This is a genomic window from Enterococcus sp. DIV1090 (genome assembly GCF_050537975.1).
GTDB classification, from domain to species: Bacteria; Bacillota; Bacilli; order Lactobacillales; family Enterococcaceae; genus Enterococcus; species Enterococcus faecalis.
In genome coordinates this window covers 1,348,806-1,371,082 of record NZ_CP172917.1, presented here as the reverse complement: position 1 = coordinate 1,371,082, position 22,277 = coordinate 1,348,806, and the positions used below count along the sequence as shown (strand labels likewise).

Below are 22,277 nucleotides of genomic sequence, written 5' to 3'. Positions count from 1 at the left end.
TATCCTCCTTCGTTAACAACTTAAACGTTCTAAGTCGTCAAAAAATGCTGGATAAGAAACTGAAACTGCTTCAGCCTTATCTAATTCAACAGTGCCTTCTTTTACAAGTAATGCAGCAATTTGTAACATCATCCCGATACGATGATCCCCATAACTGGTAACTCTTCCACCATGTAAAGAAGTTGGTCCATGTATAATTAAGCCATCATCAGTAGGCGTGATGTCGGCGCCTAAAATTGTTAATTCTTTCGCTACTGCATCAATCCGATTGGTTTCTTTGACTTTCAATTCTTCTGCATCTCGAATGATTGTCGTGCCAGTAGCCTGAGTAGCTAACAAAGCAATAATCGGTAACTCATCAATTAAACGTGGGATAATAGCGCCACCAATCTCTGTAGCTGTTAATTGACTCGTTTTTACAAGTAAATCGCCAGAGTGATTGGCCTCATCTTCATTTAAAATAGTGACGGAACCACCCATGTTTTTAATCACATCTAAAATACCTGTCCGCGTTTGATTTAAGCCAACATTTTTCAGAAGTATCTCGCTATCTGGGACTACTAAACCCGCAACTAAAAAGAAAGCTGCAGAAGAGATATCACCAGGAACTACCACATTTTGACCTGTTAATTGTTGCGGTCCAGTTAACATAATTTTTTTACCGTCTACTTCAAGTGTCCCACCAAATTGTCGAATCATCTCTTCTGTATGATCACGTGTCTTTTCTTTCTCAACCACTACAGAAGTGCCCTCGGCTTGCAAAGCGGCGAATAAAATAGCCGATTTCACTTGAGCACTTGCAACAGGCATTGTGTAGTCAATCGGTTGCAAATTTTGAGTCCCGCGAATAGAAATTGGCGGAAACTCCGTTTGCTGAACCCCTTGACATTCCGCTCCCATTTGGTTTAAAGGAAGCATCACACGATTCATCGGTCGTTTGGCAATAGACGCATCACCAGCTAGGCGCGTTTCAAAGGGACAGCCAGCTAAAATGCCCAGCATCAGACGAATTGTTGTCCCTGAATTTCCAACATCAATTGTATTCTTCGCCTTTTTTAAGCCTACAAATCCTTGCCCCTCAACGATGATTGTCGTCCCGTCATCTTCAATGTTCACACCTAAAGAACGAAACGCCGCTAAGGTACTTAAACAATCTTCGCCTCTTAGAAAATTTGTAATCGTCGTTTTTCCAGAAGAAATCGCTCCAAACATAATACTTCTATGGGAAATCGATTTGTCGCTAGGAACCATCAGAGTCCCTTGTAAATGTTTCACATTTGTACGTAGTTGCACCCTCATCACCTCTTATTTTTCGTAACACGTATAGTTCGTTTTTTTAAATAAAATTTGTTTTGCAGCTTGGCAGTCTGGTTGATTTTTAAAAGACAATTGAAGAATCCCATAGATTTCTTCTCTCGTTTCTAAAATTTTAATATTTGTAAGAGAAAGGTCCGCTTCGCCTAAAATTTGCGTAATTTCAGCAATGATTCCTGCTTGATCTGGTACATCAACAAACAGATCATAGAAAGCTGGGATTGTGCCTTCTTTATGAATGGGCAACTGAGCACGTGTTTCTTTGGCCTTATCAAAAAAATTACGAATAGCTGGGGCATTTTTTTCTGTTAACCATTGGCAAACAGTAGTCATCTCTTTTTGCCAATTTTCTAGTAAGTCCAATAATACTAAGCGATTGCTTAATAAAATATCCGTCCACATCGTTGCATCAGAGGAAGCAATTCGAGTAATATCTCTAAATCCTCCAGCCGCTAGCTGCTGTGCTCTAGGGTAAGTGGTATTCAGTTGCTGACTTTCGTTCACTAAAGCTGCGGCAACAATATGTGGCAAGTGACTTAGAGCACCAGTAATTTCATCATGTTCCTGTGCAGGCATCGTAATAAACTTCGCATGCGTTCCTTTTAGTAACGTTTGTAACTCCTGAATCTGTTTGCTTTTTTCGCCATGGTCATCGGTAAAAATATAGTAGGCATTTTCAAACAAACGTTCATCAGCGGCTGTTACGCCGGATTTATGTGAACCAGCCATTGGATGACCACCAATAAAATTTTTCATGTTAAGCTTTGTTGCTAACTGATTAATTTCCACCTTGGTACTACCCACATCTGTGATCAGAGCAGTTTCTAGTGATAATTGGTTTAATTCTTCTAGTTGTACTAAAGTTGCTTTAACTGGGGAACAAAGAAAAATAATCTCTGCTCGTCTTGCCCCACTTGTTAAAGATTCAGCTACCTCGTCAATTAGACCCGTTTTCTTAGCAAATTCAGTTGACTCCGCTTGATTATCGAAACCGATAATCTCACTGTTTGGATGCCCTTTTTTGATACACAAAGCCAGTGAACTCCCGATTAGCCCTAATCCTACGATTAAAATACGTTTCTTCATTTTTTCCCTCCATATACTTGCGACTTTCTTCCATTAAAAGTTTTGAGTATATAGACGATAACGTTTCACTGCTTCTTTCATTTGTTCAAATGAGTCACTATCAAATTTTTCGAGCATAGCCTTCGCTACTTCCGTTGCAACAACGGCTTCACAAACAACGCTAGCGGCCGGTACCGCCGTGCTATCAGAGCGCTCAACGCTGGCCTTATAAGGCTCTTTTGTATCAATATTCACGCTTTGTAATGGTTTATAAAGGGTTGGAATAGGTTTCATGACACCACGAACGATGATTGGCATTCCGTTGGTCATTCCTCCTTCAAAACCACCTAAATTGTTGGAAGTTCTGGTATAACCAGTACTTTCGTCCCAAACAATCTCGTCCATCACTTGACTACCAGGGCGTTGCGCCATTTCAAATCCAATGCCAAACTCAGCACCTTTAAAAGCATTGATGCTTACAACAGCTTGCGCAATTTTGGCATCTAGTTTACGATCCCATTGAACATAGCTACCTAAACCAGCTGGAACGCCGCCCACAAGTACTTCTACTACCCCACCAATTGTATCGCCATTTTTCTTGGTTTGGTCAATTAGTTCTTTCATTTTTTCTTCTACGGAAGGATCTAATACGCGAACGGCAGATTGTTCAGATCGTTCTTGAATTTCACGAATCGTTAAATTTTCAGGAATCGTAGCTTCAATCCCGCCTAATACCGCGACATGCCCAGCGACTTGGATATCCAGTTCAGCTAAGAGTTTTTTAGCAACCGCACCAATCGCCACACGCATCGTTGTTTCTCGTGCCGAAGACCGTTCTAAAACATTCCGTAAATCATCATGTTGATATTTCATGCCACCGACTAAATCAGCATGTCCTGGACGTGGTTTGCTGACGCGGCGGATTTTCTTTTGTTTTTCAGGAACTGGCTCTACTGACATCACGGAGGTCCAATTTTTCCAGTCTTTGTTTTCGACAATCAACGTTACTGGTGAGCCAAGTGTTTTACCATGCCGAATGCCCGAAGTAATACGTACTTGGTCTTTTTCAATTTTCATCCGTCCCCCACGACCGTAACCGCCTTGACGTCTTGCTAATTCTCGGTTAATCTCTTCGCTACTTAAAGGCAAGCCGGCTGGTAAGCCTTCAATAATAGCAGTTAATTCAGGTCCATGTGATTCACCTGCTGTAATAAAGCGCATCTTAAATTCCTCCTTCTCTGTTTAAAAATGCTCGAATTTCTTCCGTTGGTAAAGAGACAATTTTCGCTTGACCAATTTTTTCTAAGACAATGATTTTAATCTGTCCCCCACGTGTTTTTTTATCATGTGTAATTGCTTGATAGAGACGTTCTTCTGGCCAACGATCTGTCGTTACTGGTAAATCGAACTTTTCTAGCATGGTGACCAACTCTTGGGTAGTCCCAAGTGGGGAAAGCCCTCGTTGTTCTGCGACTTGAGTTATTTGAATCATTCCTAAAGAAACGCCTTCACCGTGAGCAATCACCCCGTAACCAGCTGTATTTTCTAATGCGTGGCCAATCGTATGCCCAAAATTCAGAATCAAACGTAAGCCCAAATCTAATTCATCTTCTTCGACGACATCACGTTTAATCTTGCAACAGGCCGTGATAATTTCTTCTGCATGTGCCACTAAATCTTGTTCATTTTCCAAAGAGGATAAACGGTGCCACAATTCAACATCAGCGATAGCTGCTGATTTTACAATTTCTGCAATTCCTTCACGCACACGTCTAGGTTCTAATGTTTTAAGTGTATTAGGATCAATTAAAACCCCATCTGGTTGGGCAAAAGTACCGACAAGATTTTTGGCTTTTTTAGTGTTAACCGCTGTTTTACCTCCAATGCTACTATCTACTTGTGCCAGTAAGGTTGTTGGTACTTGCAAAAAGTGAATACCGCGCATATAGGTTGAAGCGACAAATCCAGCTAGATCTCCCACAACGCCTCCACCTAAAGCAATTAGACCATCACTTCGAGTCAATTGCTGTTCCGCTAAAAAATCATAAAGAAGCTGAGCTGTTTCGAGGCTCTTACTTTGTTCACCTGCCGCTACAGCAATCAATGATGTTTCAAAACCAGCAGCTTGCAATTCTTTCTCAACAGCTGCGCCATATAATTTATTCACCGTTTCATCGGTAATAATCGCTACCCGTTGTGGCTGCCACAGGCTACGTACCCAGGTGCCAATTTTATCTAAGGCACCTGTTTCGATGGTTAAATCATATGAATGTGTAGGTAACGTTACGGTTAATTTCATGTCCTCTACTCCTCTGTCTTTACTAATCTTCTAAAGCATTAATTTCTTTCATTGCTTTTTCGATGATATGAACTTCTTTCATCATACGTAGGTAAGTTTTTTCATTCAAGGATTGTGGCCCATCTGACCACGCATTCGCTGGATCTGGGTGAATTTCTACAATCAAGCCGTCCGCACCTGAAGCAACACCTGCTCGGGCCATTGGCGGTACTAAATCCCAGATACCAACACCATGACTCGGATCAACAATAATTGGAAAATGACTTAATTTTTTAATTAAAGGCACCGCACTTAAATCAAGTGTATTGCGCGTAGCGGTTTCGTACGTACGAATCCCACGTTCAATGAAGATCACATTGAAATTTCCTTGCGCAGCAATGTATTCAGCTGCGTTTAGCCATTCATCAATCGTACCAGCAATCCCGCGTTTTAAGCCGATAGGTTTTCCAGTTTTACCAACCGCTTGTAATAACTTGAAATTTTGCATGTTGCGCGCACCGATTTGTAAAATGTCACTGTATTTTGCGACAAGTTCTAAATTCGCTTCATCCATCACTTCTGTAATGACTTGCATATCTAATTCATCAGCCGCTTGGCGAATGTATTTCAGTCCTTCTTCTTCTAGTCCTTGGAAAGCGTATGGCGACGTTCTAGGTTTGAATGCACCACCTCGTAAAATTGTTGCACCTCCAGCTTTAGCAATTCGCGCACATTCACGAATCTGATCTAAGCTTTCGATTGAACAAGGGCCCGCCATCATGGTCATACTGCCGTCACCGATTTTAACACCGTTCACATCAACCACTGTATTCTCTGGATGAAATAAACGACTCGTTAGTTTGTAAGACAACGAAATGCGAACACTTTTTTCCACGCCTTCTAATGCTGTTAACTCTGCTTCAACTAATTTTTCTGTATCACCAATCAAGCCTATCACTGTTTTTCCATTATCTTGACTTGTTTGAGTAGTTAAGCCTGCACCTGTTACTAAATCAATGACTTGTTTCATTTGCTTTTCGGTTGCATTTTCTTTCATAATTACGATCATTATATTCTCTCCTCATGCCTTTAAACGGCGCTCTTTTTATCTATTTTCAATTTTACGTTTTACGACTGATACAGGCATTTTTTGTCCTGTCCATTGTTCAAAAGCAGCAGCTCCTTGATAAAGTAGCATGTCCAAGCCGTTGCTTGTTTCTGCACCACGTAAACGGGCTTCTTTTAATAACTGTGTTTCTCTGGGATTATAAATAGCATCATACACAAATAACTTCGGTTGAATCATTGCATAATTTTCTATAGGACTACTATGCGCATGTGGATGCATACCCACACTCGTTGCATTAACTAACAAGACGCTTTCAGCAACATCTTTTGCTAGTTTTTCAGTATCCGCTAAATCGTTTAAATGAATTACACAGTTGGTTCGTTCAGTGAAATTTGCCAGTTTTTTTTGACTGTCGTTAAAGCCCGCGCTTTTCCTGTTGTAAACGGCGATTTCTTTCACGCCATCTAAAGCAGCTTGGGCAATGATTGATAAGGCTGCACCACCTGTTCCTAAGATGGTCATTTTATTCTGAAAAACGTCAACCTTTTTCTCTTTCAAACTCCACATAAAACCAGTACCATCCGTGCTGTCTCCGTAAAGTTTTCCATCTTTGTTGACAATCGTATTAATTGCGCCAACCAGTTGAGCGGTAGGACTTAGTTCATCCATATAACTTACAGCCGCCACTTTATTGGGCATTGATAAGTTGGCCCCTAACATGTGAAACGTTCGAATCGCTTCAATTGCTTGTGGCAATGTCTCTTGTCCAACGTCAAACGCCAGATACCGAGCATCAACTCCTAAATTTTGAAATGCTGTATTATGAATCAACGGTGAAATACTGTGTCGGCTGGGTTTCGCGAATAGCCCAGCTAAACGAGTGGCTCCAGTTATTTCTTTCATCCTGTGTGCTCCTTTACGAAATTTTTTTAGTAAGTTTCTGAAATCCTAATTTTTGGCCAAACAAAAAGGATATTCACAGTAAATTTTAAGAAAAATCTACAGTGAATACCCTACAAAAAAGCAATATAAAAGCCACTATAGATTTTCTTAAATCTACATGGCTGAAAGTCATCTTAAATTTCCCTAGCCATTATAGATACAAACGTTTGTTGTCTGTACCCATAATGTTATGAATACAAACCTATCTAAAATAGCTAAAGTAAAAGTTATTCAGTTGTGTATGGTTTTTCTTCGTTGTTGTCATAAGAATCACTCCAAAACTGATTTAATTAAGAATTGTTAACAGTATACCGCTAGAAAAAACATGTGTCAACACTTATTCCCTTATTTTTTTGACTATTTCATTAAAACCAATGTTATTTTATTCGCCAAAAGACTAAAAAAGCCACAGGAACCAGTCATTTCACTGATTCCTGTGGGGCAAAAATTATTTTAATTCTTCAGCGTATACATCGTCAACTGTTTGTGTTGGGTCGATAACAATGTATAAGTTTTTAGTTTTTTCGCTGACTTTTGTAGATTGATAGATGTTATCCAAGCCCTCATCTGTTTTATCTTTGTAAGGGAAATAAACTAAATCTGGTGTGCCATTTTTGTAAAGAATTTCCATACGTTCGATATCTTCATATTTTAAAGCACGAGAGAACATCCCTAATTCTAAGCCACCTAAGTTAATATCGTGGGTTTGAACATGATCTCCTTCTTGGAAAATTTCAATTTTGAACCCTTCACATGGATGAATTTCAACAAATTCACTACCATGGATACGGCCAAAACTTGTTGTAATATGTTTGATCCATAAATCACCAATAAAACGACGATCAATCGTCCAAGTTTCACCATTTCTGAAATAAAATTTAAGTCCTGTCATTTCTCTAGCCATAGCACAAATCTCCTTACTTAAAAATAATTTCTTACATTATTAGTTTACCATACTTTTGATAAACGGTCACAAACTTTCGCTGTAGATTCTTAATCTTTTGTTATTCTTTTTAAAAAAGAATCAATCTCAACTACTGCACGTTGGTGAGAACCTTTGGCAATTTGTCGTTCTCCTTCATAAGCAACAAATTCATAGCGTATTTTGTGTGCAGTCTGTTCAATGCTGGTCATCGTAACAACGATTGTCGCCCCTACCGCGGATGGATATAAGTGGCGCAATTCTAACACCGTTCCGACAGTTGTTTCCCCAACTGATAATTGCTCCTTCACAGCTTCTTTGGCTGTTTGTTCAACCATGGCAGCTAAAGCAGGGGTTCCTAAAACTTCTAAGTCACCAGAACCGAGCATTTTAGCCGTTTGTGATTCTTTCACCAAAAATTCTTTTGTAAACATTTCTGTTGGCATTATGCTTTCTCTCCTTTTGAACGTTGTTTTTTGGCAAACGAAAGCAGAACTTCTTGTTTATTCTCTAAGCTACCTTCAACAACGTGTTGCTCGATTTCAGCAATCAGTTCCCCTAACCATTTGCCTGGTGTTTCTTCTAAGACGGCTAAAAGGTCTTTTCCTGTTATGGCCAATTCATGTCTTTGGTGGATGGGTAATGCCTTAACTAACTCTTTTGTTACTTGTACTTGACTCTCTTGTTGGTAATAATATAAAAGCCTTTCAACAAGTACTGCTGATTCTTCGCCTAATTCATAAAGCATCATTGGCTGCCAGTCGTTACTCAAGCGAAAACGCAAACCGCGTACTAATTGTGAAACGTTTTGGATTAATTGATTTGAAAGTTTCCAAGCCTTTAAGAAGGAGCGAATTTCTGCTTCTGGTAAATTCAATGATTGGATAAGTAACGTCCACGCTTCTGCTTCTGTTTCAATTTGACGAGCAGGCAAGTCCATTAAACGAAAAAGTCCAGCCCCTTGTTCTCGTAATTTTGGACAGTATTGATAGCATTCTGTTTCAATAAACGGAGCTAAGCCACCTTGTCGATTAACCCCTAAAAGCATTTTTACAAATTCAATTGTAATGCGTTCTACTGAAATTTTTTCCAATAAAGGATGAAATTCAGCGATAGCGGCTAAGGTTTTTTCTTCAATTTTAAAATCTAATTGGCTAGCAAAGCGTAAGCCCCGCATCATCCGCAGAGCATCTTCATGAAACCGCTCATGGGGATTACCGACTGCACGAATGGTTTGATTAGTTAAATCTTCGATACCATCAAATAAATCAATGATTTCGCCTGTGCTGTCAAGCGCCAAGGCATTAATCGTAAAATCTCGCCGTTTTAAATCTTCTTTCAAGGAGCGAACAAAGGTGACTTCATCTGGTCGGCGAAAGTCTTGATAAGTTGACTCGGTACGAAAGGTTGTTACTTCATACTGTTGGTCTTCCATCAATACAAGGACTGTACCATGTTCGATACCCACATCAACGGTTCGTTTAAAAATTTGCTTGATTTCTTCTGGATAGGCACTTGTCGCAATATCGACATCATGGATTGGTTTATTTAATAAAGCATCACGGACACTGCCCCCGACAAAATACGCTTCAAAGCCCTGTGCATTGATTTCACGAATAACGGGATCGGCTTCTTTAAATTCGTTTGGAATAGTTGTCAATTTCATAGCATCTGTTCCAATCCGTAAAGTAGTTCTGTTCTCTGTACCACTTGCCGACAAGCTAACGCTACTCCTGTCATGAATGAACGCCGATCATAAGAATCATGCCGAATAGTGAGCCCTTCACCTACACTGCCAAATTGGACTTGTTGGTGTGCCACTAAACCAGGTAAGCGGACACTATGGATTCGCAGACCCTCGAAATCAGCCCCGCGTGCCCCTGGTATTGATTCTACCTCTTGCGGATTCCCTTGTTTTTTTGCTGGCCGAACTTCTTGAATCATTTCTGCAGTTTTTATAGCCGTTCCACTCGGTGCATCCAATTTGTTATCATGATGTAATTCAATGATTTCCACATCTGGAAAATACTGCGCCGCTTTTTGGGCAAATTGCATCATTAAAACTGCCCCAATTGCAAAGTTTGGCGCAATTAAGCCGCCGATGGCTTTTTCTCGAGATAGGTTTGTCAATTCGTTGATTTGTTCTTCCGTAAAGCCTGTAGTCCCAACAACAGGCGCCATACCGTGTTCCAACGCAAAACGCGTATTTGGATAGGCGGCTTCAGGAACCGTAAAATCAATCCAAACATCTGGTTTGACAGCTAGGACTTCTTCTAAGCGCTGAAAAACGGGAATTGCTGTTTCATCATTGAAAGAAACAGTTTCTTGTGCTTCATGAGGATCATACACACCTACTAATTCAAAGTCTGCGGTTTCTAAGACCATTTGTGTAGCAGTACTGCCCATCCGTCCTTTAAACCCAGCGACAATTATTTTAATCATGTGTTTTCCCATCCTTTCTTTCAAAGCGATAGCGATCCCGCTTGTTAAATTTGGCCATATTTTCTTCAAAAACTTCGGTTAAATCAATCTCTAAAGAATTTGCCATGCTAATCAATACAAAAAAGACATCTCCAAGTTCCTCTGATACTGTCTTTGGTTTTTCGTCTGCTTTTTTCTGTTTTTCACCATAATAATGATTGACTTCACGGGCTAATTCTCCGACCTCTTCCGTCAAACGAGCCATTTGTCCTAATGGTGAAAAATAGCCTGTTTTAAACTGTTGAATATAATCATCAACTTCTGTTTGCATCGATTGCAAACTACGTTGTTCTGATTCTGACATTTTACCCCAACCTTTCTTACTCTACCTCCTACATCTTATCAAAAACTTGGCTATCTGGAAAGGTTCTACTTGTTGTTTTATATAGAGAATGATACAGTTTATACTGTAAAAGGACGTGATTAAATGGAAGAACAAAGATTTTATTTTAAAGATGTGTTATTTATTGTATTAGGAAGCTGTATCTATGCCTTTGGTTTGGTTACTTTCAATATTGCCAATGACCTGGCCGAAGGTGGTGTCACGGGGATTACTTTGATTTTAAGAGCCTTATTTCATTTTAACCCAGCATATACGACATTATTAATCAATATTCCGCTCTTATTAATTGGTGGTAAAATTTTAGGCAAACGTTCCCTCTATTATACGCTAATTGGTACCGTGTCGTTATCGGTATTTTTGTGGTTTTGGCAAAAATTTCCTGTTGAAATTAATTTAGATCATGATTTATTGATTGCTGCTCTCTTAGCTGGTTTGGCCGCAGGATTCGGGAGTGGCCTTGTTTACCGCGTAGGCGGAACCACTGGTGGGACCGACGTCATTGCCCGCATTTTCGAAAAATACTTTGGGATTAGCATGGGCCGTTCGTTGTTACTTTTTGATGTTGCAGTCTTACTCCTCTCGTTAACCTATATTGATGTCAAACGAATGATGTATACTTTAATTGTGTCCTTTGTTTTCAGTCGTGTTGTTGATTCTGTACTCGATGGAGCCTATGCTGCGAAAGGAATTTTAATTGTTTCCAATCATTCCGAAGAAATCGGTCAAAGTTTAATGGCTTCTTTAGAACGCGGAGTAACATATTTAAATGGTGAAGGTGCTTATTCACAAGTGGAAAAACGGGTTCTCTACACGGTAGTCAGTCCTCGAGAAATAATGGAAGTCAAACGGATTGCTAATGAAATAGATGAAAAAGCCTTTGTGTCCATCATTAACGTACATGAAGCAATTGGCGAAGGCTTTACTTATGCAAAACCCAGCAAACAACGGCGCTTTAAATTAAAACAATAAATAAAACCCAGCATTTATTGAAAATGCTGGGTTTTATTTATTGTTGTTTCAAACGATTTAATTCATCGGATAATTCTAAAAACGCTTCTTTGTTGCCTGTTTCTAAAGCATCATCAATTTGAGCTTTAAGTAATGCCATTCGTTGCGTTTGTTCTTCTTGCTTAAAGTATTGATCAATCGCTCTGGCAACTTCCTGATCCACTTGTTCATTCCATGGCGCAAACGGATTATCTTCTAAAACAGATAAATACTGGCTCGTTTGCCAAGCCTCTGGAAATACACATTCTAAATAAAGAGCTTTCCGCCAATTCATCCGAATCTCGTGAAAAATTTGTTCCGGATCTGTAAATTCTTGTGCTTGGATAAAAAGCAATAACGGCTCCTTACCTAAACCATCCGCTACCACACGAATCCCCCGATCGGTTTTTTCTACGTTCTCAACAAAATGAACATTATTTAAAATCGCATCGTGCGTTAATAAGTAATTTAAAATCCACAGTACTTCTCTTCTTCCAAAAGGCACGGTATTCACTAACCAAGTTAAAAATTTTTTCTTTTCTGATAAACTAACAAACATCGTCGTTTCCTATCTTTCTTCCATATCTGCTAGCACAGATTGCATGTCGACATCACCAGGTTCATGTTCCAAATAATGGTGCAACAAGTGTTTTGCTTTTTCAAGTTCGCCTTCTTCTCGTAAGAACAATGCGTATTCTTTTAGAAATTCTGGTTCGTGAGACAATTCTTGCGCTGCTTGTTCGTAATGAACTTTAGCGACGGCAAAGTCTTCTAATTCGTTGTACGCTTTTGCTAAGTTCCATTCAGCATAAGGATGATCCGTTTCCTCTAAATCATTTAAAATAGTAATTACTTCCTCAAAACGCTCTTCCGTGATGTAGAGATTACTTAAGGTCAAACGACTTTCATCTGTTTTCTCACCTAATTCCAAAGCTTTTAACAACCAGTTTTCAGCACCAGCAATATCGTGTAAGCGATAGGCATTTTCAGAGGCAAATTGGTATAACTCTACTTGGAAGGGATTTTCCGCAATTCCTTCTTCGATCACCGCTTTTGCTTCCTCTAATTGCTCTTCTTCTTGGAGCGCTTCCGCTAAATATAGATAAAGTGATTGATAATGTGGATTTAGTGTTTTTAATTGCTGGAACAACGCAATGGCTTTTTGATTCTCATGTAACTGTAAATAAGTGAAAGCTAACTGGAATAAACGATCGTCTGTTTGTTCTTCTTTGACCGCGGCTTCCAAATAAGGAACTGCTTCTTCAAAATCACCTAACATGCTGTAACTACTTCCTAAGCGTTCATTCAAGGAAATAGCAGAGATTTGTGCTGTCCCGCTTTCTACAATGCTTTGATAACGAGTAATAGCCTCGACAAATTGACCATTTGTAAAGTATAGTTCTCCCAAAGCAAATTGAATTAACGGCTCTTCTGGCATAAGATTGGCTGCTTCTTTTAATTTCGCTTCACTGACTTCTGGAATCCCTAAAACTTGGTACAAATCCGCAGTAACTAAGAGGCTTTGGACATAACTGTCACTAGTTTCTGGAATTTTTTCTAAATAGATGAATGCGTCATCTATTTCATTATTTTCAATGGCGATTTCTGCTAATGGAATGTTTAAGCCATCTGCATCGGGAAATTTTTCCAACAATTGTTGGAAAATTTGTTTGGCTTCTTCTAGAAAACCTAAAGATAATAACGTTTCCCCTAAATCAGCTAAGGTATTTTCATCATCTTTCTTTAATGCTTCTTCAAACATCAACTGTGCTTCTGCTAAATTTTCAGCTTGTAATGCTTGAACCATTTTTTCACTATATGACATAATTTCCCCTCAAATCTCTTTTAAAATTTCTTGGTATCTTTCAATCGTTGTTAACAGTTGATCGGGCGTTGGCTTTAAAGTTGCTCCTAGTTGACCGATTTTTTCCAACACCATAGGAGGACCTAGTGTTTCTGTGTGAGCCAAGACTTGTTCTGCGTAATCAGCACTTAAAATTTCTTTTGGAAACGCCACCGGAAAACCTAAGCGAATAAACCAAACGATAAAATTTTTAAATTGAAAGTCAAAGTGATTGACTTGCTGGCTCCATAAAACTTGTAACAATAATCCCAATAATCGTTTCATGGGACCTGATAACAAATGGCCATTTTCGGTTGTAGCAAAGGCCGCTTCAAAAACTCGGCCAAATTGATCCACTTTTTCCCCTGCTTGTTCATAAAAGGATAACAACTCGTCTAAAATACCATTAAATGACGTTTGATTCAACCGTTTTTTATCTGGATACGTTTGGTATAGCATTTGTAAATAAGCATAATCACAGACAAGACTCGCTCGAATAAAAACGAGCAAATCAATTAAAGGAGCGGCACCTTTTTTATTGGTCAAGGTACTATCAAACAAAATTTCTTCTGAATGATTTTCTATATGCATAGTTGCATGCTGTGCTTGCTGAATTGTGACACTTGGTAAAAGTCCTTGGCGTAACGCTTGAACAGACACAGGCATCAGCCAACATTTGGAGGAACACTCACTTACTTGGTGCAAAAATGCGGTTAATTGTAGTACCCCTTCATTACCCAAACCAATCAATAAAACATCCTGATTTTCTGGCCAATCAGCTAAGAAACGTAACACACTTTCTAATTCTGATAAGTCATTGCAATGAACATCATTGCGACAAATATACCAGTTTAATCCCAACTGTTCCCCAAAGGCATAATTAATCTTCTCCGAAAAAAGATCATAGTAACGCTGATTCGCCAAAACAACGATTGACTCCGTCGTTACTGGTCGTTTTTTTAGGACGGAAGCAAATGTTTCTCCATAAATAATAGCGACCTTGTTTTCCCCTCTAGAATAGTTGTATTTCATTGATTCACCACCTTAAGACTGTTTCCTCTTCCTTCACCCCAAGTCTAGCATAACCACTAAAAAACAGCTACTGGCAACAACTTATTTTTGTCCTTCATTCATAAATCTTTCTCTTTTTATCAAAAAAGCAAGGAGCGAGTGTCGAACCGTTCCCGCTTGATTCTCGGAGCGAAGCACGTTTTTCTCACCCAAGGTTCGTTACAATTTAGCCTTTTAGCGTGCTGTTTCGACCACCTCTTAAAATAACATTTTTTATGTATGATTCAAAAAAGAACCCTTGGAAACCAAGGGTTCTAATTGTCTGTCTTATTTCACTGCATCTTTCAATGCTTTACCTGGTTTGAATGCAGGTACTTTGCTTGCAGCGATTTGAATTTCTTGTCCAGTTTGTGGGTTACGTCCTTTACGAGCTGCGCGTTCGCGAACTTCAAAGTTACCAAAACCGATTAATTGAACTTTTTCACCTTTAGCAAGAGTTTCTTGAATTGTTGAAAAGACAGCGTCTACTGCTGCAGTAGCATCTTTTTTAGTTAAACCAGTTGAAGATGCAACGTTTTCGATTAATTCTGCTTTATTTGCCATGGATCATTTCACCTCCTCTATAAGAGATACGATGTTTTTACACACCTAAAGTTCCGTCTATTTTTGAGTGGTCCAAAAACAGACAGCAAATATTGATCTGGTTCAATATTCTGTTAACAAGATAGCATAAGAAAGTTGTAATAGCAAGGTTTTTAGTGTATTTTAACCAGTTTTTTCAAAAAATAATCATTTTTTCTCAAAGTTGATAAATTTATTTGAATATCTAAAAAAAGTATGGTAGAATGCACTATTTTCGGCGTCGCGGAATGATTTTAATTGGCGTGCCCTCAAACGTAAATGCTTTTCTGATTTGATTTTCTAAAAACCGGGCATAAGAAAAGTGCATTAGTTCTTCTTCGTTGACAAAAATAACAAATGTAGGTGGTTTGACTGCCACTTGTGTTGCATAAAAAATCTTCAAACGTTTTCCTTTATCGGTTGGTGTTGGATTAATTGCTACAGCATCCATTACAACGTCATTTAACAACGCTGAAGGAATCCGTAAGTTTTGATTCATACTTACTGTTTCAATTAGTTCAGGCAGTTTGTTTAAACGTTGTTTGGTTAATGCAGACACAAAAATAATGGGTGCATAATCTAAATATTGGAATTCATCACGAATTTCCGCTTCAAAATCACGCATTGTATTTGTATCTTTTTTGACTGTATCCCATTTGTTGACCACGATAATAATACCGCGACCTGCTTCATGGGCATAGCCCGCCACACGCTTGTCTTGCTCACGAATACCTTCTTCTGCATTCAAGACCATTAAAACAATGTCTGAGCGTTCAATCGCCCGCATTGCGCGCATGACGCTATATTTTTCAGTTGATTCGTATACTTTCCCACGTTTACGCATACCAGCCGTATCAATCATTAAGAACTTTTGACCTTCTTCAGATTCAAAATACGTATCGATTGCATCTCGCGTTGTTCCTTCAATATCTGAAACAATCACGCGATCCTCACCAAGAATAGCATTAATCAATGATGATTTACCGACATTTGGACGCCCGATTAAACTGAATTTAATTGTATCTTCGTCCTCTTCTTCTGAAGTGTTAGGAAAATGTTTAACTGCTTCGTCTAACACATCGCCAATGCCTAAACCATGACTACCAGAAACTGGGAAAGGATCCCCTAGTCCTAAAGCATAAAATTCATAAATATCATTACGCATTTCAGGATTGTCAACTTTATTAACAGCTAAGATCACTGGTTTATTACTACGATATAAAATTTTTGCTACTAACTCATCTGCATCAGTAATTCCTTCACGACCACTAGCAACAAAGATAATCACATCTGCTTCATCAATCGCAATTTCTGCTTGGTGTTTGATTTGATCCATAAATGGTTCGTCACCTAAATCAATCCCACCGGTATCAATAATACTAAATTCACGCCCTAACCATTCTCCAGTTGTATAAATACGGTCGCGTGTTACGCCAGGAGTATCTTCTACAATCGAGATACGCTCACCGGCAATGCGGTTAAAAATAGTCGATTTACCGACATTCGGTCTACCGACAATCGCAATAGTTGGATTTGCCATTTGATTCCCTCCTTGAGAATTTCAATCCTTACTAGTTTACCTAATCAAACCTTAAAGTGCAAGAAAAGTTTTAGTTTCTGCTGATTTTCTAACCAATTCAAGAAAAAATGAGTTTGACATAGCCGATCTGTTTACGGCTATGTCAAACTCATAAATTTCAAGAAAGTAACGGGTTATTCCTCTTCTTTCGCGTCAGATAAAGCGTCACCTAAAATATCGCCCATGGTAAAACCAGTATTTTCTTCAGGCAATTCATATTCCTGTTCTTCTTTTGGTTCTTCTTGAGACTCAGGTTTTGGTTCTAACGCTTTGATACTTAAAGCAATACGATGTTCCTCTGGATTAACTTCTAAAACTTTCACTTGTACTTGATCCCCTTCATGAAGGACTTCATGAGGCGTTGCAATATGCTTGTGAGAAATTTGAGAAATATGCACTAATCCTTCCACACCAGGGAAAACTTCCACAAAGGCACCGAAGCTTGTTAGGCGTTTTACTGTGCCATCTAAAACAGTCCCAGCGGCTGCTTTTGTTTCGATATCTGTCCATGGTCCAGGCAATGTTTCTTTAATAGATAAAGAAATACGTCCTTCATCTGGATTAATTGAAAGAATTTTTACTTGAACGTCTTCGCCAACAGTTAACGCATCACTTGGTTTGCCCACATGCTGATGAGCAATTTCAGAAACATGAACTAAACCATCCACGCCACCTAAATCAATGAATGCGCCGAAATCTGTTAAACGAGCTACTTTCCCTTCAACAACGTCTCCGTCATGTAAAGAAGAAAGTAATTCTTCTTTTTTCGATTCTTTTTCAGCTTCAACAACTGCTTTATGTGAAAGAATTAAGCGGTTTTCTGAAGGTTCGATTTCAATAATTTTAAATGCTAGTGTTTGACCTTTATATTCAGAAAAATCTGCAACAAAATGATCTTCAACCATTGAGGCAGGAACAAATCCGCGAACACCAACATCAACAACCAAACCACCTTTAACAACATTTGTAACAGGTGCTTCGATTACTTTGCCCGCTTGGAAATCTTGTTCAATTTCTTCCCAAACTTTTTTAGCATCTAAACGGCGTTTTGACAGTAAATAACTGCCGTTTTCTTTATCTTTGCCAATTGATGTGATAACAACTAAATCTAACACATCACCGACTTTCACAAGTTCGTGTACATCTTCAACTGGTAAAGTCGATAATTCCTTTGCAGGAACAACGCCTTCAACGCCCGCTCCTTCAATGCCGACAACAACTTGTTTGTCTTCAATGGCTAAAACTTCGCCTTTAACAATATCGCCAACACTGACTTCTTGAACGCTGTTCATTGCATCTTCCATTGTTTCGTTGTTTGCTACTTGTTTGTCTTCAAAATCTGTCATGCCTCTTATCCTCCTATGCCAACAAAAATTCCAAAACTTAGCTATATATACTTACATAGTACGAGATTTTTGTAAAAAAATAAAGCGATTTCTTCTATTTTTCTTAAAATTCTTTAAAAAAGTTCAAAACCTTTTTGTTTAATCACATTTTGTATGGCGGCGACGACTTCTTCAATCGTCAACCCTGTTGTATCGATTTTCACAGCATCACTTGCTTGGACAAGGGGTGATACTTCTCTGGTTGAATCTAAATAATCCCGACGTTCAATCTCCGCCTTCAAGGTTTCAAAATCCGTCTCAATCCCTTTTTCTTGATTTTCTTTAAAACGACGTTCTGCACGTTCTTCAACGCTAGCCACCAAGAATATCTTTACTTCGGCCTTTGGTAGAACTGCAGTACCAATATCTCGACCATCCATGACAACTCCGCCGGCTTGACCAATTTTCTGTTGTAACGCCACCATTTCTTCTCTAACTTTTGCATGTTTTGAAACAGCTGAAACAGCATTCGTTACATCTGGCTGGCGAATCGCTTCGGTCACTTCATGACCATCGATAAAAACACGTTGGCCATTCTCTGCTTGCTGAAAAGAAATAGTGTGGTTGACACAAAGCGCTACTAATGGCTCTTCCGCTTGAATGTCGATTTGATTTTGCAAGGCCAAATACGTAATCGCTCGGTACATGGCCCCCGTGTCACAATACACATAATTCAATTGTTTTGCTAAAATTTTTGCAACTGTACTTTTGCCTGACGAAGCTGGTCCGTCAATAGCAATACTGATTTTCCCCATGAAAAAACTCCTTAACTGATATGCATCCTTTAAAATGCGCTTCTTCTTTTATATTAAAATCAGAAGAAAAGAACTTGGATTTAAACTGATGACGAGTTTCTAACGAAAAAGCAATAAGCCGAAATCCCTCGAAAGACGCAAAACATCTTTCGGAAATTTCTGCTTATTGGCATTCTCATGTAATCATTCGTCGCGGTTTAGCCTTGAAAGTGCTGTCCAAACCTCTTTTTCTGGATTATTTAATACGTAATGGTTGTCCTGGATAAAACACAGATGTATCAATCCCAGGATTTAACGCTAAAATTTGTTCTAATGTCATTCCGTTACGTTCGGCAACTTGACGTGCCCCTTCGCCACTTTGAACGGTATCATAAACAGGTTGTTGGTTCTGCGCTTGTTGCTGTTGTTGATTTTGAGCTTCTTGTTGTTGCTGCTCTTGTTGTTGTTGTTGTTGCTGTTGTGCTTGTTGGTCCTGTTGTTGCTGTGCAGCAGCATCAGAACTTGAAGGTGTTGTATTTTCAGCTGGTTGGCTGCTTGCTGGTTCTGAGCTTTCCACTGATTTTGACGTACTTTCTTTTTTCTTCTCTTTTGATGATGATTGGACTAATGAAGAAGATGGCTGGCTATTTTTGCTAGCACTTTCGTTCGGTTTCTTGTCTTGCATCATCCATAAGAAAGTCCCAATTGGAATGGCAATAATTAATAATAGCAAAATAACTAAAACAGTTAGAAATAATGAATTTCCTCGTTGCTGTTGGCGTTTTGCTAAACGAGAACCACCACCATTTTGATCAGGTTCATAAATTGATTGTTCCCATGGCTCACGAGCTTGGTTTTTCTTTTTGTCCTTTTTACTCACTGCTAATTTCCTCCTAAACTTCTCTCGCTTGTTATTATATCATAGCTTTTGCCAACTGCCGACTAAAAAAATGAATTAATCACGTTCTTTAAATAATTTTAGAAATTTAGAACGCCAACCTCCTTCATTTTGATTGCTGGTCTTGTTCGATTTTACTATTGAATCTTGGTAAATGTCAAAGAATAACGCACAATTATCACAACAAGTTTCCGGTGATTGTTTGACAATCGGTTCTTGAAAATAAGTTTGAATCAACGTTCTTCGACAGGTTGTGGTTTCAATATACGTCAGCATCCCTCTTAATTGCGCTTGACGATCTTTTTCTTTCTCCTCTAAACGATGCTCTAGCTCTTCAAAAGAATAATCCTTGGCTAAATAGCCTTGAACCCATTTTTGTTGTAACTCGGTGGCATTTTCTAACAAACCTGCTTGTTCTTCTCCTTCAATCAGCGATTTTAATGTCGCTCGATTCGCTCTTGTCTCTTCTAAGAAAAACCGATGAATAAATTCATCCCCTTTTTTATACAATAATAGCGCCCAACTTTTTTGACCATCACGTCCAGCTCGCCCGATTTCTTGCAGGTAATTTTCTAAGCTATCAGGCAAATCAAAATGAATCACTCCACGAACATCAGGTTTGTCGATTCCCATCCCAAAAGCATTCGTTGCACAAAGAATATCGATTTGATTATCAATAAATTGTTCTTGCAAGCGACTACGTTCACTAGCCTCCAAGCCCCCATGATAATAGGCTACCTTAAAACTGGTTTTCGCCTGAATAAGTTGACTGATTTGTTCTGTTTTGTTGCGCGTGGCGCAATAGATAATGATTTTACCAGCCGTTTTAGATAAGTAATCTAGTAATACTTCTTCTTTTTCTAACGTTTCCTTCACGAACAAGCCAATATTTTTTCGATTCACTGAAGAAAGAACTTCTTGATAGCTACCATGAGAAAATAATTGTTTTATAATTGCGTGCTGTACAACGGGTGTCGCTGTGGCAGTTAACGCCAAGGTCAAAGGAAAGTCTAGCTGTTTTTGGACCAGATCTAATTTACTATATTCAGGGCGAAAATCGACGCCCCACTGATAAACACAATGGGCTTCATCCACCACAAATAATGCAATTTTTTGGCGTTGTAACACACTAAGTACTTCTTGCTGCAAAAGCATTTCTGGGCTTAAAAACAGATAATCATATTGGAACATTTTCGCTAAAATATAACGCTTTTCTGAATACTGTAACGTACTGTTTAAGGCAACCGCACCTTTAATTCCTTGTCTTTGTAATTGACGCACCTGATCTTCCATTAACGAAAGTAAAGGAGAAACAATTACCGTTAGTCCCTCTAACTTCTGGCCCACAAATTGATAACACAATGATTTACCGGTGCCTGTTGGCAAAACAGCCAATGTATTCATACCGTCAAGTAAGTTTGTAATCACTTCTTTTTGACCAGGCTTAAACGCTGCATAACCAAATCGAGTGAATAATTCTTGTTCTAATGTCAACAACACTCACTCCTTTTCTTGCCAAATTTGTTGGATTTGATATAAGCGGAAATCTAAATAAGAAAGCGTCGCTTCTTGCGCTCGCCAATCCCGATACACCCACAACCGCGGATCTTGTTCTATTTGAGCCAATTTTTGGAGCATTGCCTCCTTTTCAAGATAAACAGACGCCTGCAGCTGCCCTTGAATAGCCAACTCTAATAGATGGTCATGAATGGTACTCGGTTTTATTTTTCGCTGCTCAGCAATTTCTTGAAGCGTCTTGCCTTCCGTTAACAATCGTTGGGTTTCTTGCATACTTTGGTTTAGATTTTTTTCTAGATACGGCCATACAAGCGTTTGTAAAGCAGGATAGTTTCCTCCGTACATTATCAACTGCAGTAAATGATGAACCGCTTGCGTGTGCCACAAACGCTGTTCAAGAGCTGTCTTATGGCTTGTTAATTGCTGAGGAACTTTGCCAGTTTGCTGATAACCAGAAAGTTGCGCAACCAAATAGTCGCTTTCTGCTTCAGGTAGTAACTCAAACCCTCGCAACAGTTCTTCTTTGATTGATTGAACGCGCTGCTCTTTCTTGTCTTGTTGTAACCATCGTTTCAAATATAGTTGCGGAATCGGTGTTGATAAAAGTGGAATATACTGTTTTTCCTCAAATGATAAATACGAAGTCACTTGCACGGCAAATTGAATGAGTTGCCAACTTTCTCGATCACTTCTGCCAAAACGATAAAGATCAATTGCAGGATAATCCAGCAACGAAAAATGGTGCTCCTTTAAAAATAGTTGCCCTTCTTTTGTTAGTTGAATTTCATTTGTCTCTTTGTGATACTGAATTTGTTTCGCCTTCGAAAGTTTTTCAAGAAATTGAAAAAAGGCTTGTTCGGAAATCGTTGGCCACCAGCCAATGAACCGTAAACAATCATATAAAAAACCATAAATCAAAACAGAACTAGTCCGTTTGCCTTTTAAAAGATGATACAAAGTTGATGCACGTACCTTGTATCCATGAGATAATAACGCTAAAATAAAAGTTGCTTCCATAGTAAACCTCTTTTAGATAGGATGTGTCACTGTTTATGCAATCACGTTTAGTTCCTGAAAAATGTATTGCTTGTGGACTTTGTCAAGTTTATGCGCCCAATATATTTGATTATGATGATCATGGGATTGTCCTTTTTAAAGACGAGCCGCATGCTCGACAACAATTTATTCCAGAAAACGAACGCGAGAATGTGTTAAAAGCGTACCGCAAATGTCCCACGCGTGCAATAGAAATAAGCAAAAATGAGTGCTAAATAATTTAGCACTCAT

23 protein-coding genes are annotated in these 22,277 nt (G+C 38.9%); 2 read left to right on the top strand and 21 right to left on the bottom strand.

The window, feature by feature from the left end; genetic code table 11:
- Positions 1-12 precede the first annotated feature (12 nt).
- The 11 genes from aroA to IGL48_RS06545 all read right to left on the bottom strand — a co-directional run bounded on the left by aroA (position 13) and on the right by IGL48_RS06545 (position 10,375).
- Positions 13-1,299: a 3-phosphoshikimate 1-carboxyvinyltransferase gene (gene aroA / locus IGL48_RS06595; RefSeq protein WP_025190730.1), complete on the bottom strand. Its 1,287-nt coding sequence runs from the start codon at positions 1,297-1,299 to the stop codon at positions 13-15.
- Positions 1,300-1,305: 6 nt separating this feature from the next.
- Positions 1,306-2,400 carry a prephenate dehydrogenase gene (locus IGL48_RS06590; protein ID WP_010824650.1) on the bottom strand — a complete coding sequence of 365 codons (1,095 nt, stop codon included), beginning with the start codon at positions 2,398-2,400 and terminating at the stop codon, positions 1,306-1,308.
- 33 nt (positions 2,401-2,433) lie between these two features.
- Positions 2,434-3,600, bottom strand: a complete 1,167-nt coding sequence (gene aroC / locus IGL48_RS06585; RefSeq protein ID WP_002357582.1) for a chorismate synthase — start codon at positions 3,598-3,600, stop codon at positions 2,434-2,436.
- 1 nt (position 3,601) lies between these two features.
- Positions 3,602-4,678, bottom strand: coding sequence for a 3-dehydroquinate synthase (gene aroB, locus IGL48_RS06580; protein ID WP_002369401.1), 1,077 nt, complete (start codon positions 4,676-4,678; stop codon positions 3,602-3,604).
- A 22-nt stretch (positions 4,679-4,700) separates the two neighbouring features.
- Complete coding sequence (aroF, locus tag IGL48_RS06575; RefSeq protein WP_002363948.1) at positions 4,701-5,726, bottom strand: 3-deoxy-7-phosphoheptulonate synthase; 1,026 nt, start codon at positions 5,724-5,726, stop codon at positions 4,701-4,703.
- 36 nt (positions 5,727-5,762) lie between these two features.
- The gene (aroE, locus tag IGL48_RS06570; RefSeq protein WP_002363947.1) at positions 5,763-6,629 is read right to left on the bottom strand and encodes a shikimate dehydrogenase; all 867 of its coding nucleotides are present in this window, start codon (positions 6,627-6,629) and stop codon (positions 5,763-5,765) included.
- A 487-nt stretch (positions 6,630-7,116) separates the two neighbouring features.
- Entirely contained in the window at positions 7,117-7,572 is a 456-nt protein-coding gene (locus IGL48_RS06565; RefSeq protein WP_002357586.1) for a hypothetical protein, read from the bottom strand.
- Positions 7,573-7,661: 89 nt separating this feature from the next.
- Positions 7,662-8,036 carry a thioesterase family protein gene (locus IGL48_RS06560; protein WP_002398291.1) on the bottom strand — a complete coding sequence of 125 codons (375 nt, stop codon included), beginning with the start codon at positions 8,034-8,036 and terminating at the stop codon, positions 7,662-7,664.
- Positions 8,036-9,256 (bottom strand): CCA tRNA nucleotidyltransferase, encoded by a 1,221-nt coding sequence (locus IGL48_RS06555; protein WP_025190729.1) that lies wholly within the window; start codon positions 9,254-9,256, stop codon positions 8,036-8,038. The genes IGL48_RS06560 and IGL48_RS06555 overlap by 1 nt, the downstream gene beginning before the upstream one ends.
- Complete coding sequence (gene dapB / locus IGL48_RS06550; protein WP_002357591.1) at positions 9,253-10,032, bottom strand: 4-hydroxy-tetrahydrodipicolinate reductase; 780 nt, start codon at positions 10,030-10,032, stop codon at positions 9,253-9,255. Before dapB ends, IGL48_RS06555 begins: the two co-directional genes overlap by 4 nt.
- The gene (locus IGL48_RS06545; RefSeq protein WP_002363944.1) at positions 10,025-10,375 is read right to left on the bottom strand and encodes a nucleotide pyrophosphohydrolase; all 351 of its coding nucleotides are present in this window, start codon (positions 10,373-10,375) and stop codon (positions 10,025-10,027) included. The genes dapB and IGL48_RS06545 overlap by 8 nt, the downstream gene beginning before the upstream one ends.
- 123 nt (positions 10,376-10,498) lie before the next feature.
- Here IGL48_RS06545 and IGL48_RS06540 point away from each other — a divergent pair, with 123 nt between their 5' ends.
- Entirely contained in the window at positions 10,499-11,383 is an 885-nt protein-coding gene (locus IGL48_RS06540; protein ID WP_002357595.1) for a YitT family protein, read from the top strand.
- A 37-nt stretch (positions 11,384-11,420) separates the two neighbouring features.
- Here the strand turns inward: IGL48_RS06540 and IGL48_RS06535 are convergent, their stop codons facing one another.
- From IGL48_RS06535 to IGL48_RS06490, 10 genes are all read right to left on the bottom strand, one after another.
- Positions 11,421-11,960: a ReoY family proteolytic degradation factor gene (locus IGL48_RS06535; protein ID WP_002360333.1), complete on the bottom strand. Its 540-nt coding sequence runs from the start codon at positions 11,958-11,960 to the stop codon at positions 11,421-11,423.
- Between the two features lie 9 nt (positions 11,961-11,969).
- Positions 11,970-13,226, bottom strand: coding sequence for a tetratricopeptide repeat protein (locus tag IGL48_RS06530; protein ID WP_010821615.1), 1,257 nt, complete (start codon positions 13,224-13,226; stop codon positions 11,970-11,972).
- A 9-nt stretch (positions 13,227-13,235) separates the two neighbouring features.
- A complete protein-coding gene (locus IGL48_RS06525; RefSeq protein WP_002398287.1) occupies positions 13,236-14,276 on the bottom strand; it encodes a hypothetical protein in 1,041 nt (346 codons plus the stop codon).
- A gap of 306 nt (positions 14,277-14,582) precedes the next feature.
- On the bottom strand, positions 14,583-14,858 hold the full coding sequence (locus IGL48_RS06520) for an HU family DNA-binding protein (RefSeq protein ID WP_002357604.1): 276 nt from the start codon (positions 14,856-14,858) through the stop codon (positions 14,583-14,585).
- A gap of 247 nt (positions 14,859-15,105) precedes the next feature.
- Positions 15,106-16,416, bottom strand: a complete 1,311-nt coding sequence (gene der, locus IGL48_RS06515; protein WP_002357608.1) for a ribosome biogenesis GTPase Der — start codon at positions 16,414-16,416, stop codon at positions 15,106-15,108.
- Positions 16,417-16,589: 173 nt separating this feature from the next.
- On the bottom strand, positions 16,590-17,801 hold the full coding sequence (gene rpsA, locus IGL48_RS06510; RefSeq protein ID WP_002357611.1) for a 30S ribosomal protein S1: 1,212 nt from the start codon (positions 17,799-17,801) through the stop codon (positions 16,590-16,592).
- Between the two features lie 113 nt (positions 17,802-17,914).
- Positions 17,915-18,595 carry a (d)CMP kinase gene (gene cmk / locus IGL48_RS06505; RefSeq protein ID WP_002357612.1) on the bottom strand — a complete coding sequence of 227 codons (681 nt, stop codon included), beginning with the start codon at positions 18,593-18,595 and terminating at the stop codon, positions 17,915-17,917.
- A 235-nt stretch (positions 18,596-18,830) separates the two neighbouring features.
- Positions 18,831-19,454, bottom strand: a complete 624-nt coding sequence (locus tag IGL48_RS06500; RefSeq protein ID WP_002357613.1) for a LysM peptidoglycan-binding domain-containing protein — start codon at positions 19,452-19,454, stop codon at positions 18,831-18,833.
- 75 nt (positions 19,455-19,529) lie between these two features.
- Positions 19,530-20,972, bottom strand: a complete 1,443-nt coding sequence (locus IGL48_RS06495) for a RecQ family ATP-dependent DNA helicase (protein ID WP_002385918.1) — start codon at positions 20,970-20,972, stop codon at positions 19,530-19,532.
- The gene (locus IGL48_RS06490) at positions 20,973-22,007 is read right to left on the bottom strand and encodes a helix-turn-helix domain-containing protein (protein WP_002357615.1); all 1,035 of its coding nucleotides are present in this window, start codon (positions 22,005-22,007) and stop codon (positions 20,973-20,975) included.
- Between the two features lie 35 nt (positions 22,008-22,042).
- On the opposite strand from IGL48_RS06490, the gene IGL48_RS06485 reads away from it, so the two are divergent.
- Positions 22,043-22,261 (top strand): ferredoxin, encoded by a 219-nt coding sequence (locus IGL48_RS06485; RefSeq protein ID WP_002357617.1) that lies wholly within the window; start codon positions 22,043-22,045, stop codon positions 22,259-22,261.
- The last annotated feature ends 16 nt before the right edge of the window (positions 22,262-22,277 follow it).